The sequence below is a fragment of the Comamonas sediminis genome (assembly GCF_041107495.1).
GTDB classification, from domain to species: domain Bacteria; phylum Pseudomonadota; class Gammaproteobacteria; order Burkholderiales; family Burkholderiaceae_C; genus Comamonas; species Comamonas sediminis.
The window spans coordinates 881,668-895,888 of record NZ_JBGBDC010000001.1 but is presented as its reverse complement, the minus strand read 5'-3'; the positions used below and the strand labels follow the sequence as shown (position 1 = coordinate 895,888).

At 67.0% G+C, this 14,221-nt stretch carries 6 protein-coding genes; 4 read left to right on the top strand and 2 right to left on the bottom strand.

The features are described from left to right. The first annotated feature begins 34 nt into the window (after positions 1-34). Together AB7A72_RS03965 and pbpC are read left to right on the top strand one after the other, a co-directional pair. Positions 35-6,004, top strand: a complete 5,970-nt coding sequence (locus tag AB7A72_RS03965) for an alpha-2-macroglobulin family protein (RefSeq protein ID WP_369459066.1) — start codon at positions 35-37, stop codon at positions 6,002-6,004. Then, positions 6,001-8,268: a penicillin-binding protein 1C gene (pbpC, locus tag AB7A72_RS03960; RefSeq protein ID WP_369459065.1), complete on the top strand. Its 2,268-nt coding sequence runs from the start codon at positions 6,001-6,003 to the stop codon at positions 8,266-8,268. Before AB7A72_RS03965 ends, pbpC begins: the two co-directional genes overlap by 4 nt. Before the next feature lie 52 nt (positions 8,269-8,320). Here pbpC and AB7A72_RS03955 read toward each other — a convergent pair whose 3' ends face one another. Next, positions 8,321-8,641: a heavy metal-binding domain-containing protein gene (locus AB7A72_RS03955; protein ID WP_230772580.1), complete on the bottom strand. Its 321-nt coding sequence runs from the start codon at positions 8,639-8,641 to the stop codon at positions 8,321-8,323. An 18-nt stretch (positions 8,642-8,659) separates the two neighbouring features. Further along, complete coding sequence (locus AB7A72_RS03950) at positions 8,660-9,934, bottom strand: lytic murein transglycosylase (protein ID WP_369459064.1); 1,275 nt, start codon at positions 9,932-9,934, stop codon at positions 8,660-8,662. Positions 9,935-10,131: 197 nt separating this feature from the next. On the opposite strand from AB7A72_RS03950, the gene xdhA reads away from it, so the two are divergent. Both xdhA and xdhB read left to right on the top strand, forming a co-directional pair. Continuing rightward, positions 10,132-11,733: a xanthine dehydrogenase small subunit gene (xdhA, locus tag AB7A72_RS03945; RefSeq protein ID WP_369459063.1), complete on the top strand. Its 1,602-nt coding sequence runs from the start codon at positions 10,132-10,134 to the stop codon at positions 11,731-11,733. 1 nt (position 11,734) lies between these two features. After that, positions 11,735-14,158: a xanthine dehydrogenase molybdopterin binding subunit gene (gene xdhB, locus AB7A72_RS03940; protein WP_312531458.1), complete on the top strand. Its 2,424-nt coding sequence runs from the start codon at positions 11,735-11,737 to the stop codon at positions 14,156-14,158. The last annotated feature ends 63 nt before the right edge of the window (positions 14,159-14,221 follow it).

Sequence of the window (14,221 nt, the reverse complement as noted above, 5' to 3'; positions counted from 1 at the left end):
TTGGTACGCTCTCACCATCCTAGGGGAGAGCTCCGTGAATACAACATTACAACGCTGGCTGGCGGGCGCCGGCTGGGCTGCGCTGGGCCTGTCGGCCCATGCCACAAGCATCACATCGGTGTCACCGCAGGGCGAGGTGGCCCGGGTCCGGCAAATCGTCGTCAAGTTCGATGCGGCCGTGGTGCCGATGGGCGATCTGCGCGCGGCCGCGCCGGTCCAGCTGGACTGCGACAACAAGCAGGCCCAGAGCCAGGGCACCGGCCGCTGGACAGGCCCCCGCGAATGGGTGTTTGACCTGGCCGATGACCTGCCGCCCGGGGTGCGCTGCACCGTCGAGAAGGTCGCCAACCTCAAGGATGCCGCTGGCGAGCCCGTCAAAGGCGCGGCCAGGTACAGCTTTGGCACCGGTGGCCCGTCGGTGACGCGCATTGTTCCCGGCAGCTACCAGGCGCTGGACAGCCGCCAGTTCTTCGGCCTGCAGTTCAACGCCGATGTCGTGACCTCGACCGTAGAGGCCAGCACCTGGTGCACCGTCAAGGGCATTGGTGAGCGCATTCCGGTGCGCCTGTTGAGCGCCTCGGAGTCCGGCGACTTCATGCAAAGCCAGTTTGGCCGCGATAGCTTGCAGCAGCGGCCACGCCGCCATGTGGCCCTGCAGTGCCAGCGCGCGCTGCCCGAGGGTGCGCAGATGAGCCTGGTGGTGGGCGCAGGGGTGAGCACGGACAACGGCGTCAAGCAGACCCGGGAGCGCCGCTTTGACTACCAGGTGCGCCAGCCGTTCACCGCCGAGTTCAGCTGCGAGCGCGCCAATGCGCAGGCGGGCTGCCTGCCGATCCGCCCGCTCAATGTGTTCTTCAGCGCCGGGGTGGACCGCAAGCTGGCCGAAGGCGTGTTCCTGGAGACATCCAAGGGCCGGGTCCAGCCCAGCTTTCCCGATGACGGGGATGCCGGCGAGGTCAACCGCCTGCAGTTTGCGCCGCCCTTTGCCGAGAAGGAGACGATGCGCATCGTGCTGCCCCAGGGCTTCAAGGACGAGTCCGACCGGCCGCTAGCCAATGCCAACCTGTTCCCGCTGAAAGTGCAAAGCGGCCTGATGCCGCCGCTGGCCAAGTTTGCCGCCTCGCCCTTCGGCGTGGTCGAGCGCTTTGCCGAAGGCGACAAGGGGCCGGCCATGTTCCCGGTGACCTTGCGCAATGTAGAGCAGGACCTGCAGATCAAGGGCCTGTCGATCGAGGACAAGGGCACCGTCGCAACCCTGCAGCTGCAAAGCGATGCCGACATCATCCGCTGGTACCGCAAGCTGCAGCGCTATGACAACTGGCAGGTCAGCCGCAAGCAGGCGGCGCAGGACAGCAAGATCCCGCTGCCCAATGTGCTGCCCGATGGCGACAAGAACTATGTCGAAACCCGCATGCTGTCGCTGCTCGAAGGCCAGGCCGCCGGCAAAAAGCTGGCCCTGCCCAAGACCGACAGCAAGGACCCGCGCCCGTTCGAGGTGGTGGGTATTCCGCTGGAGACCGGTTTCCATGTGGTCGAGATTGCCTCGCCGATGCTGGGCGATGCGCTGCTCAACACCGACTACGACAGCGCCCGCCGCGTGATGTATGTGCGCAGCTCGGCGCTGGTGACCAACCTGGGCGTGCACTTCAAGCTCGGCCGTGAGAACGCGATGGCCTGGGTGACCAGCCTCGACAAGGGCAAGCCGGTGGCCAATGCCCAGGTGCGCATCTCCACCTGCGACGGCAAGACCCTGGTGCAGGGCACCACCGACAAGGACGGCGTGGCCCGCTTCGACAAGCTCGACACCCAGGCGCAGGTGCGCTGCGAGAGTGGCGCTGACAGTGACACCAGCTCGGCCTACTTTGTGAGCGCGCGCGCGACGGTCGATGGCAAGCAGGACATGGCCTTTGTCTGGAGCGACTGGCAGCGTGGCATCGAGAGCTGGCGCTTCAACCTGGAGACCGACAGCAGCCCCGTGCAGGATGTGGTCGCCCATACCGTGCTCGATCGCAGCCTGTTGCGCGCCGGCGAGACGGTGTCGATGAAGCACCTGATCCGCAGCCAGACCATGGGCGGCCTGGGCTTGCCCGGCAAGGAGCAGTTGCCCGACCAGGTGGTCATCACCCATGTGGGCAGCAATGACGAGTTCGAGCTGCCGCTGAGCTGGCAGCGCCCGGGCCAGGGCCTGTCGGCCGTGTCGGAGTTCAAGATTCCCAAGTCTGCCAAGCTGGGCACCTACCGCATCACGCTCAAGGGCGGCAAGGGCAAGTGGGGACCGACCGAGATGCAGACCACCTCGTTCCGGGTGGAAGAGTACCGCCTGCCGGTGTTCAAGGGCAGTGTGACGCCGGACCAGCCAGCGCCTATCGTGCAACCGGGCAAGCTCGGTGCCCAGGTGCAGCTGTCCTACCTCTCGGGCGGCGCAGCGGCCAAGGAGGCCGTCAAGGTATCGGCCGCGATCCAGTCGCATGCGGTGAGCTTTGAGGACTACGACACGTTCTCGTTCGGCCGGCCCTATCTGAGCCGCAAGCTGCCCGGCGCGGGTAACGACGGAGAAGACTACAGCAATGACCGCCGTGTGATTGCCGACAAGCTGGCGCTGACCCTGGATGCCAATGGCGTGGGCAAGGCCGAGATCGCGCAGGTGCCCAGCTCCGTGGCGCCGCAGGATCTGCTGCTGGAGGCGAGCTTCTCCGACCCCAATGGCGAGGTGCAGACCATCAGCAACCACAGCGTGATCTGGCCTGCGTCGGTGGTCGCTGGCATCAAGGCCGAGAACTGGGCCTCCACCGACAAGAAGCTGAGCTTCCAGGCGCTGTCGCTGACGCCGTCGGGCAAGCCCGTCTCCGGCGTCAAGCTGCAGGTGCGGGCGGTGGCGCGTATTGTCACCTCCACGCGCAAGCGCATGGTGGGCGGCTTCTACAGCTACGAGAACCATGAGAGCTACAAGGACCTGGGCGTGGTGTGCAGCGGCAAGAGCGATGCCAAGGGCCTGCTCGATTGCAGCACCCAGCTGAGCGAAGGCGGCGAGACCGAGCTGATCGCCGAGGCCACCGATGACAAGAACCGCAGCTCCAAGGCCGCGACCTCGGTCTGGGTGACCAAGCAGGGCGAGCTGTGGTTTGGCGGTGAAGACACCGACCGCATGGACCTGCTGCCGGAAAAGAAATCCTACAAGGTGGGCGACACTGCGCGCTTCCAGGTGCGCATGCCCTTCCGCGAGGCAACGGCGCTGGTGACGGTGGAGCGCGAAGGCGTGCTGTCCAGCCAGGTGATCACCCTGCGCGGCGATGACCCCACGGTCAACCTGAAGGTGCAAGAGGGCTGGGGCCCGAATGTCTATGTCAGCGTGATGGCGCTGCGTGGCCGCCTGCGCGAAGTGCCCTGGTACAGCTTCTTCACCTGGGGCTTCAAGTCGCCGCGTGAATGGTGGACCTCGTTCTGGTACGAGGGCAAGGAATATGTGGCGCCCACCGCGCTCGTGGACCTGTCCAAGCCCGCTTACCGCCTGGGCGCGGCCGAGATTCGCGTCGGCATTGCCGACCGCCAGCTGGCCGTGACCGTCAAGAGCGACAAGGAGAGCTACCGCATCCGCAACACCGCCAAGGTCACGATCGAAGCCAAGCTGCCCAATGGCAAGCCGGCTGCGGGCGCGGCTGTGTCGGTGGCGGCCGTGGACCAGGCCTTGCTGGAGCTCAAGAGCAATGACACCTGGGCGCTGCTCGAAGCCATGTACCAAAAGCGTTCCTGGGGTGTGGAGACCTCCACCGCCCAGATGGAAATCATCGGCCGGCGCCACTACGGCCGCAAGGCGGTGGCGGCAGGCGGCGGCGGTGGCAATGGCCAGACGCGCGAGCTGCTCGACACCCTGCTGCTGTGGCAGCCCAATGTGGTGCTGGATGCGAATGGCCGCGCCGAAGTGGATGTGCCGCTCAACGACGCCCTCACCAGCTTCAAGATCGTCGCCGTGGCCGAGAGCGGGCTGGAGCTGTTTGGCACCGGCACCACCCAGATCCGCACCACGCAGGAGCTGCAGATCATCAGCGGCCTGCCGCCATTGGTGCGCGATGGCGACCGCTATGACGCCCAGGTCACCCTGCGCAACACCACCAGCAAGCCCATGCAGGTGCTGGTGACCCCCAAGGCCACGTTGCTGCAGCTGGAGCCGCAGACGGTGGAAGTGGCGGCCAACGAGGCCCGCGCCGTGAGCTGGAGCGTGACGGCACCTGCCGACATGTCGCAAAGCCGCCAGGGCGAGCTGCTCTGGGAGATCAGCGCCAAGGACAAGCAGGGCGATGCCGCCGATGCGCTCAAGGTCAGCCAGCGGGTGGTGCCCGCCGTGGCGGTGGAGACCCTGCAGGCCACGTTGCTGCAGCTCGATGGCAGCCTGGATATGCCGGTGAGTGCACCGGCCGATGCCTTGCCCGGCCGTGGCGGCCTGAAGCTGTCGCTGGTGCCGCGCCTGGCAGAAGGCCTGCCCGGCGTGCGTGACTGGTGGCGTGCCTACCCTTACGCCTGCCTGGAGCAGACCACGAGCAAATCCATCGGCATGCAGGATGCAGCGCTGTGGAAGAGCACGATGGAACGCCTGCCTACCTATCTGGATGGCGATGGCCTGGCCAACTACTTCCCGCCGCAACCGGGCAGCAGCAACACCGGCAGCGATGCGCTGACCGCCCACCTGCTGCAGGCCGCTTTCGAGATGAAGCGCATCGACCCGGCCTTCGCGATCCCCGCCGCGCCGCTGGGCCGCATGCAGGACGCCCTGGCCCGCTTCATCGATGGCCGCATCGAGCGCAAGTTCTGGAGCCCGCGCTCCGACCTGGAAGTGCGCAAGCTCGCTGCCATCAACGCGTTGGCGCTGTATGGCAAGGCGCAGCCGCGCATGCTGACCAGCATCCAGATTGCGCCCAATGACTGGCCTACCCAGACGGTGGTGGACTGGCTGTCCATCCTGGGCCACATGAAGGATGTGCCCAACCGCAGCAAGCTGCTGGAAGAGGCCAACCAGATCCTGCGTGCGCGCCTGAGCTACCAGGGCACCAAGGTGCTGTTCGCCAACGAGAACAACGACTACTGGTGGTGGCTGATGCAAAACGGCGACACCACCCTGGCGCGTTTCCTGCTGGTGGTGATGGACGATCCGGCCTGGAAGGACGACATGCCGCGCCTGGCCAGCAGCTTCATCGGCCGCCAAAAGAGCGGTGCCTGGACGACGACCACGGCCAACCTCTGGGGCGCACTGGCGCTGGAGCGCTTCTCGCGCACCTATGAATCCACACCCGTGACCGGCACGACCGAGGCCAGCATGGCCGGCAAGTCCGGCACCGTGGACTGGAGCCGCGTGACCAAGGCGCAGGACGCCATCGAGCTGCTGGCGCAGGGCGGCAAGCGCACGCCCGGCCCGACCGAGCAGGTCGCGCAGTGGTTGAACAACACCATTGACCTGCCTTGGGCCAGTGGCAACCAGAGCCTGAAGGTGCAGCAAAAGGGCACCGGCAAGCCCTGGTTGACGGTGCAGTCGCAGGCGGCCGTGCCGCTCAAGCAGCCGCTGTCGGCCGGCTACACCATCAGCAAGACCGTGGTGGCAGTGGAGCAGGCCAACAAGAACCTGCCCGCTGGCCAATACACCCGGGGCGATGTGCTGCGTGTGACCCTGGAGGTGAATGCCAGCGCCAACATGACCTGGGTGGCGATCACCGACCCGATCCCGGGCGGCGCCACCATTCTGGGTAGCGGCCTGGGCCGGGACTCGGCGCTGTCCACCGCCGGCGAGAAATCGACCGGCTGGGGCTGGAAGGCGTTCGAGGAACGCTCGTTCGAGAGCTACCGCGCCTACTATGGCTACCTGCCGCAGGGCAAGCTCAGCCTGCAGTACAGCTACCGCGTCAACAACACCGGTGAGTTTGCGCTGCCATCGACCCGCGTCGAGGCGCTGTATGCGCCCGAGATGTTCGGCATGGCACCCAATCCGAAGGTGACGGTTGTGCCTGTGGCGCCATGAGGCTGCGCGCTATAACCCGCTGGCGGCTGCTGGCCCTGGCCTGCCTGGTGCATGCACCACTGGCCCAGGCTGTGCCCAGCTTTGGCGAGGTGCGGCAGGACTTCAGCTCGTCGGAGACGCGGGTGCTGTCACGCGAAGGCGAGTTGCTGCAGCGGGTGCGCACCGACAGCACGGTGCGCCGGGGCGACTGGGTGGCGCTGGGCGATGTATCGGCCGCGTTGCGCACCGCCATGCTGCTGAGCGAGGACAAGCGTTTTTACGAGCACAGCGGTGTGGACTGGGCGGCGGTGACCGCTGCGGCCTGGGGCAATCTCTGGAACCAGCGCACGCGTGGGGCCAGCACCATCAGCATGCAGCTGGCCGGCTTGCTTGACGGCGACTGGCGGCGCAGCAATGGTGGCCGCTCGGTGGTGCAAAAGGTCGGCCAGACGGTGGCGGCCCAGGTGCTGGACCGGCGCTGGCAGAAGACCCAAATCCTGGAGGCCTACCTGAACCTGGTGCCTTTCCGGGGCGAGCTGGTGGGCATTGATGCGCTGTCACGCACCCTGTTCGACAAGGCCCCCCATGGGCTGGATGACCGTGAGGCGGCGGTGGCCGCCGCGCTGGTGCGTGCGCCCAATGCGCGGCCCAGCCAGGTGGGCCAGCGCGCCTGCGGCGTGCTCAGGGAGATGCGGCGTGATCCCAAGGTGGACTGCGAAGCGATCGTGTTCTTCACCGAGATCGCGCTGAAAAAGCGCGCCTTTGATGCCAGCGAAGGCATTGCGCCGCACTTCAGCCGCATTGCACTGCGCGAGGCACGGCAACGCGCAGATGGAAAAACCCAGCCGGCGGCCATGGCCAGCCTGCGCACTACCTTGAGTGCGCCGCTGCAGCGCTATGCGGTCGATATTCTGGGCCAGCACCTGCAGGCCTTGCGCAGCAGCAATGTGCAAGATGGCGCTGTGCTGGTGCTGGACAACGCGAGCGGCGAGGTGCTGGCCTGGGTGGGCTCATCGGGCGCACTGAGCCAGGCCCATGCGGTGGATGCGGTGCTGGCGCCGCGCCAGCCGGGCTCCACCCTCAAGCCCTTTCTCTATGGCCAGGCGATTGCCGAGCGCAAGCTCACCGCTGCGTCCTTGATCGAGGATTCGCCGGCCCGCATTCCGACGGCCAGCGGCCTCTATATTCCGCAGAACTACGACCGCAGCTTCAAGGGCTGGGTGTCGGTGCGCACGGCGCTGGGCGCGTCGCTCAATGTGCCGGCGGTACGCACCCTGGTGATGGTGGGTGTCGACGATTTCTTTGACCAGCTGGTGCGCCTGGGCATGCCGATGCGCGAGAGCGGCAGCTATTTTGGCTACAGCCTGGCGCTGGGCAGCCCCGACATTCCGCTGGTGCAGCTGACCAATGCCTACCGCGCACTGGCCAATGGCGGGCGCTACAGCCCGGTGGCCTATGCGCGTGGCGGCAAGCCGCAGTTCCGCCAGGCGATGGATGCGGGCGCCGCCTATGTGGTGGGCGATATGCTGGCCGATGGCAATGCCCGCGTGCGCACCTTTGGCCTGGACAGCGTGCTGGGCACCCGCAGCTGGGCGGCGGTGAAAACCGGCACCAGCAAGGACATGCGCGACAACTGGGCCGTCGGCTGGTCCGACCGCTACACGGTGGGCGTCTGGGTGGGCAATGCCAGTGGCGAGGCCATGCATTCGGTCAGCGGCACCAGCGGTGCGGCGCCGGTCTGGGCCAGCATCATGGCCTTTTTGCACCAGGGCCAGCCCAGCCGCGCGCCCAAGCCGCCGCCCGGGCTGCATGAGCAATGGGTGGATTTTGGCCCCGCACCGGCGGGCCAATCGGGCGCCGGCTTTGCGCTGGAGGCGCGGCGTGAGGAGTGGTTCCTGGCCGGCACCGGGCAGCCCCGCTTTGCGCTGGATGGCCAGGCGACCGGGGTCGACGAGATGGTGGGCGGCCGCAGCTTTGCCGGGCGGCCCACCGAGGCCCGTGGCGCCGATGCAGCGGCTGCGGTGCGCATTCTGGCCCCCGCGAATGGCACGATTGTCGCGGTGGACCCGGACATTCCACCCGAGCGCCAGCGCCTGCAGTTTGTCGCCGATTCGGCCGCTGCACGCTGGCGCATCGATGGCAAGGATGTCGCGCGCGGCGCGCGCTGGGCCTGGCTGCCCTGGCCGGGGCGCCACCAGGTGGAGCTGGTCAATGCGCAGGGCGAGGTGCTGGACAGCATCCGCCTGGAAGTGCGCGGCGCCGGTGTCAAACAGGCCAAGCGCTGAGCAGGGGCTGCAGCCATCCGCGAGGGGGCTGCAGCAATACCGGCAGGGGCTTTTAGTCGACGACGACGGCGGTGCCGCTGGCTGACACCATCAGCATGCCGTTGTCCTTGCCCAGCACTTCATAGTCCAGGTCGATGCCGACGACGGCATTGGCACCCAGCGCCTTGGCGCGCTCCTGCAACTCGGCCAGCGCAATGTCTCTGGCCTTTTGCAGCTCTTTCTCGTAGGTGCCCGAGCGGCCACCGACGATGTCGCGGATGCCGGCAAACCAGTCCTTGAAAAAGTTGGCGCCCAGGATGGCCTCGCCATTGACGATGCCGCAGTAGCGGCTGATGCGCTTGCCTTCAACGCTGGGGGTGGTCGTGACAATCATGGTGTGACTCCAGCGCTATCAGTTGCCGAGCGCGCGCAGCAGCTTTTGGCCAGCGCGGCCATCGGCCTTCATGCCCAGGCGGTTTTGCTCGGCCTTGATGGCCTCGCGCGTCTTGGCGCCGATCATTCCATCGGGCTCGCCAATCGCATAGCCACGGGTCAGCAGCGCCTGCTGCAGCTCCTTGTTCTGCGCGCGTGACAGGCTCAGGTCATCGGTGGGCCAGGGGGTGACAAAGCTGATCCGGCTCTGTGAGGTGTCGGCCACTAGGTTGGACAGCTGGGCAATGGCCAGGCCATAGTTTTCCGAGGCGTTGTAGCTGTAGAGCGCATCAAAATTGCGCCCCACCAGGAAGACTGGGCCACCGGCGGCGGGAATCATCAGGCCGGCCGATGGCAGCGAATCCGGCAGCGGATCGCCATTGGCCAAGGTGACACCGGCCGAGCGCCAGAAGTCCAGCGGCTTCTTGTTCTTGCGGCTGGCATCGGCGGTGCTGAAACCGCTGGGCAGCTTGACCTCAAAGCCCCAAGGCTGGCCCGGGCGGTAGCCGGCGTTCTTCAGGAACATGGCGGTCGAGGCCAGTGCATCGGGCACGCTGTCGACGATGTCGCGGCGGCCATCGCCGTCAAAGTCCACCGCGCTGCGAAAGAAGGTCGAGGGCATGAACTGGGTCTGGCCAAAGGCGCCGGCCCAGGAGCCCACCAGCTTGGACTCGGCAATATGGCCTTCTTGCAGAATGCGCAGCGCACTGGCGAACTCGCCGCGGAAATAGGCCTGGCGGCGGCCAAAGCACGACAAGGTGCCCAGCGACTGCACCAGCGAGCGCCCGCCCAGGTTCTGGCCGAAGTTGCTCTCCACCCCCCAGACGCCGATGACGATCTGCGGGGAGATCCCGGTGCTCTGTTCGATCCTGTCCAAGGTGTCCTTCCACTTGGCATAGGCGGCGCGGCCTTCGGCCACGCGCTGCTCGTCGACCAGCACGGCGATGTAGTCCCAGACGGGCATCGTGAACTCCGGCTGGCGGTTGAGCAGCGGCAGCACCGTGGCATCGGGCTGGAGCTGGGCGGTGTACTGGTGGAAGGTGGCGGGGGTAATCGCGGCAAAGGCCTTGCTGCTGCGCAGCTCGCTGAGGCAGGACTGGAACTCGGCCTGGCTCAGGTTCGGCGGCTCTTGCGGCGCGCTGGTCTGGGCAAATACGGCGCAGGCGGCAAGGCCCAGGCTGACGGCGGTGGCGAGCTGGCGCATCGCAGGGTGGGGGCGGCGGAACATCATCCAGGCAATATACCTGCTTGCCATGGCCGCAGCCCTGGTAAACCCGCAAGTCACGACCATTGCTTACGTTTTTGGCGGGCGCAAGATGCGGGTAAACCCAAAAATATATGCGCTGCGCCATAGCGCCTATCGCTGGCTTGTTATGGCTGGCGCTGCGCGGCACACTACGCTTGTACACAGTTTTGAAGACCCGGCGCGGCAATGCGCGACCGGGCCCCACCATGAGCCCCATGACCGCCCCACAAGCCATCCGTTTCTACCACCAAGGCCGTATCACCGAAGTTGAAGGCCTGGCCCCCACGCGCAGTGTGCTGGACTGGCTGCGCGAGGACGCGCGCTGCACCGGCACCAAGGAAGGCTGCAACGAAGGCGATTGCGGTGCCTGCACGGTGATGCTGGCCGAGCTGGCCGAACCCGGCGATCCGCAGGCCGTGCAAGGCCTCAAGCTGCAGACCGTCAATGCCTGCATCCAGCTGCTGCCCAGCCTGCATGGCAAGGCGCTGTTCACGGTCGAAGACCTCAAGACCAGCTGCCGGCCCAAGGATGCCGGCCAGCCCTGCAACGCGCTGCACCCGGTGCAGCAGGCCATGGTGGACTGCCACGGCTCGCAATGCGGCTTTTGCACGCCCGGTTTTGTGGTGTCGCTGTGGTCCGTGTACGAGCGGCAGCAGGCGCACCCCGGCCCCGCACCCACCCGCCAGCAGCTGGCCGATGCGCTGTCCGGCAACCTCTGCCGCTGCACCGGCTACCGGCCCATTCTGGATGCCGGCCAGCAGATGCTGGACCTGCCCGCCCGCCAGCTGGATGCAGCCCCGGTGGTAACGGCCCTGCAGGCGCTGCGCAGCGATGCCGACTGGAGCTATGCCTACCGCCCCAGCGGCGGCCAGCCCCAGCACTTCCATGCGCCGGCCAGCCTAGCCAGCCTGGCGCAGTTGCGCGCCGCGCTGCCCGATGCCCGCATGATCGGCGGCACCACCGATGTGGCCTTGTGGATCAACAAGCAGTTCCGGCCGCTGGGCGATTTGATTGCCGTCGGGCGGGTCGCGGAGCTGCGCCGCATCGAAGAGCGCGATGGCATGCTCTGCATCGGCGCCGGTGCCTCGTTGGAATCGGCTTGGGCCGCGCTGGCCCAGCGCTTTCCGTCGCTGACGGAGGTCTGGCTGCGCTTTGCATCGCCCCCCGTGCGCCATGCCGGCACCATGGGCGGCAATGTGGCCAATGGCTCGCCGATTGGCGATGCCCCGCCGGTGCTGATGGCGCTGGATGCCGAGATCGAACTGCGCCTGGGTGAGCGCCTGCGGCGCATGCCGCTGACCGACTTCTACCTGGACTACATGAAGAACCAGCTGGAGCCCGGCGAGTGGGTGCAAGGCCTGCGCGTGCCATTGGCGGTGCAGGCGCGCCAGGTGCGGGCCTACAAGATCAGCAAGCGCTTTGACTGTGACATCTCGGCGCTGTGCGCCGGCTTTTCGCTGCAGCTCGATGCCCAGGGCCAGGTGGAGACCGTGCGCCTGGCCTTTGGCGGCATGGCGGCCACCGTGCGGCGCGCCGCCAAGGCCGAGGCCGCACTGCTGGGCCAGGCCTGGACGGCGCAGGCTGTGCAGCGCGCCCAGGCCGCGCTGGCCGAGGATTTTCAACCGATGACCGATATGCGGGCGAGCGCGGCCTACCGCCTCAAGGTGGCGCAGAACCTGCTGCAGCGCCTGTGGCTGGAGACCCGGGCCGATGCCCCCTTGCCAGCCGATGCCACCAGCGTCTGGGCCGCCATGCCGCACCTCGTCAGCAGCGTCCAGGCCCCGCAGGCCGCAGCCACCGGAGCCTGATATGAACACCTCGATCCCCAAGCATGTACTGGCCGGCGCCGAAGCCTTTGCCGATTACCGCGACAACCACAAGGCGCGCATCGATGTGGCGCAGGAAGCCCGGGCGCGCCAGCAGGGCCACCAGGTCGGCATCAGCCGTAGCCATGAATCGGCGCCTTTGCATGTGGCTGGCGAAGCCGCCTACATCGACGATATGCCCGAGCTGGCCGGCAGCCTGCACTGCGCGCTGGGCCTGTCGCCCGTGGCCCATGGCCGCCTGCTGTCGCTGGACCTGGACGCGCTGCGTGCGCAGCCCGGGGTGGTGGCGGTGCTGACGGCCGCCGATATTCCCGGCGTCAATGACTGCGGCTCCATCATCCATGACGACCCCATCCTCTGCGATGGCGAGATCCGCTACCTGGGCCAGCCGATGTTTGCGGTGCTGGCCGCCGACCGGTACACCGCGCGGCGCGTGGCCGCGATGGCGCGCAAGCTGGCCACGGTGGAAGAGGCCGAGCCGGTGTTGACGCCGCAGCAGGCCCATGCACTGGGCCAGTATGTGATGCCACCGATGCAGCTGGTGCGCGAGACCGATGCCGGCGGCGCCAGCCAGGCCATTGCCCAGGCTCCGCACCGGCTGCAGGGCAGCTGGGAAGTGGGCGGCCAGGAGCAGTTCTACCTCGAAGGCCAGATCAGCTACGCGATCCCCAAGGAGGGCGGCGCGATGCATGTGTTCTGCTCCACCCAGCACCCCAGCGAAATGCAGCACCTGGTAGCCCATGCGCTGGGGGTTCAGGCCCATGCAGTGCATGTCGAATGCCGGCGCATGGGCGGCGGCTTTGGCGGCAAGGAATCGCAATCGGCGCTGTTTGCCTGCGTGGCTGCGGTGGCGGCGCGCAAGCTGGGCCGGCCCGTCAAACTGCGGCTGGACCGCGACGATGACTTCATGGTCACCGGACGGCGCCATTGCTTCTGGTACGAGTACGACATCGGCTATGACGATGCCGGCCGCATTCTGGGCGCCGAGGTGACCATGGTCTCGCGGGCCGGGCATTCGGCCGATCTGTCGGCGCCGGTGATGACCCGCGCGCTGTGCCATTTCGACAATGCCTACTGGCTGCCCAATGTGCGCATGCGCGGCTTCATGGGCAAGACCAATACGCAGAGCAATACCGCATTTCGCGGCTTTGGCGGGCCGCAGGGCGCGATCGTGATGGAGAACATCATGGACTCCATCGCGCGGCAGCTGGGCAAGGATGCGCTCGATGTGCGCCGCGCCAACTTCTATGCCAAGGACAGCGGGCAGTGCACGCCCTATGGCCAGGAGGTGGACGACAACATCATTGACGAACTGGTCGCGCAGTTGGAGGCGCGCAGCGACTACCGGGCCCGGCGCGCGCAGGTCGATGCCTTCAATGCCAGCAGCCCTGTGCTCAAGCGCGGCCTGGCGCTGACGCCGGTCAAGTTCGGCATCTCTTTCAACGTCAAGCATTTCAACCAGGCTGGCGCACTGGTCCATGTCTACAACGATGGCTCCATCCTGGTCAACCATGGCGGCACCGAGATGGGCCAGGGCCTGAACACCAAGGTGGCCCAGGTGGTGGCGCATGAGCTGGGCGTGGCTTTTGAGCGGGTGCGGGTGACCGCTACCGACACGACCAAGGTGGCCAACACCTCGGCCACTGCGGCATCAACCGGCACCGACTTGAACGGCAAGGCCGCGCAGGACGCGGCGCGCCAGATTCGCGAGCGCCTGGCCACCTGCCTGGCGGCCCGGCATGGGGCAGACCCGGCATCGGTACGCTTTGTCAATGACGAGGTGCATTGTGCGGGCCAGACCCTGCGTTTTGAGGCGCTGGTCAAACAGGCCTATCTGGAGCGGGTACAGCTCTGGTCCGATGGTTTCTATGCGACGCCCGGACTGTCCTGGGATGGCGCGGCGATGCGTGGCCGGCCTTTCTTCTACTTTGCCTACGGCGCAGCCGTCAGCGAGGTGGTGGTGGACACCTTGACCGGCGAGAGCAAGCTGCTGCGCGCCGATGTGATCCATGATGTGGGCCAGTCGCTGAACCCGGCCGTGGACATCGGCCAGGTCGAGGGCGCGTTTATCCAGGGCATGGGCTGGCTCACGATGGAGCAGCTGGTCTGGCACCCCAAGACCGGTGCCTTGATGACCCATGCCCCCAGCACCTACAAGATCCCGACCGCCAACGACTGCCCGCCGGTGCTGAACGTGCAGCTGTTCGACGGTGCCAACCCGCACGAGACCATCCACCGCAGCAAGGCGGTGGGCGAGCCGCCGCTGCTGCTGCCGTTCTCGGTGCTGTTTGCGATACGCGATGCGGTGGCCGCGACCGGCGCGCCCGGCTGTTGCCCGCCGCTGCGGGCACCGGCCACGGCCGAGGCAGTGCTGGACGCCATCGCGGCCGTGCAGGCAGGGCTTTGACGGCGGTGTCCGGCAGGTTGCGCCCGCAACTGCGATACTCGCCGCCTTCGATCTGAATCAGCT

Excerpts from the sequence above, each read along its gene's own strand:
- pbpC (WP_369459065.1), top strand. The coding sequence starts at position 6,001 with ATGAGGCTGCGCGCTATAACCCGCTGGCGGCTGCTGGCCCTGGCCTGC.
- AB7A72_RS03955 (WP_230772580.1), bottom strand. The coding sequence starts at position 8,641 with ATGATTGTCACGACCACCCCCAGCGTTGAAGGCAAGCGCATCAGCCGC.
- xdhB (WP_312531458.1), top strand. The coding sequence starts at position 11,735 with ATGAACACCTCGATCCCCAAGCATGTACTGGCCGGCGCCGAAGCCTTT.
- AB7A72_RS03950 (WP_369459064.1), bottom strand. The coding sequence starts at position 9,934 with ATGGCAAGCAGGTATATTGCCTGGATGATGTTCCGCCGCCCCCACCCT.
- xdhA (WP_369459063.1), top strand. The coding sequence starts at position 10,132 with ATGAGCCCCATGACCGCCCCACAAGCCATCCGTTTCTACCACCAAGGC.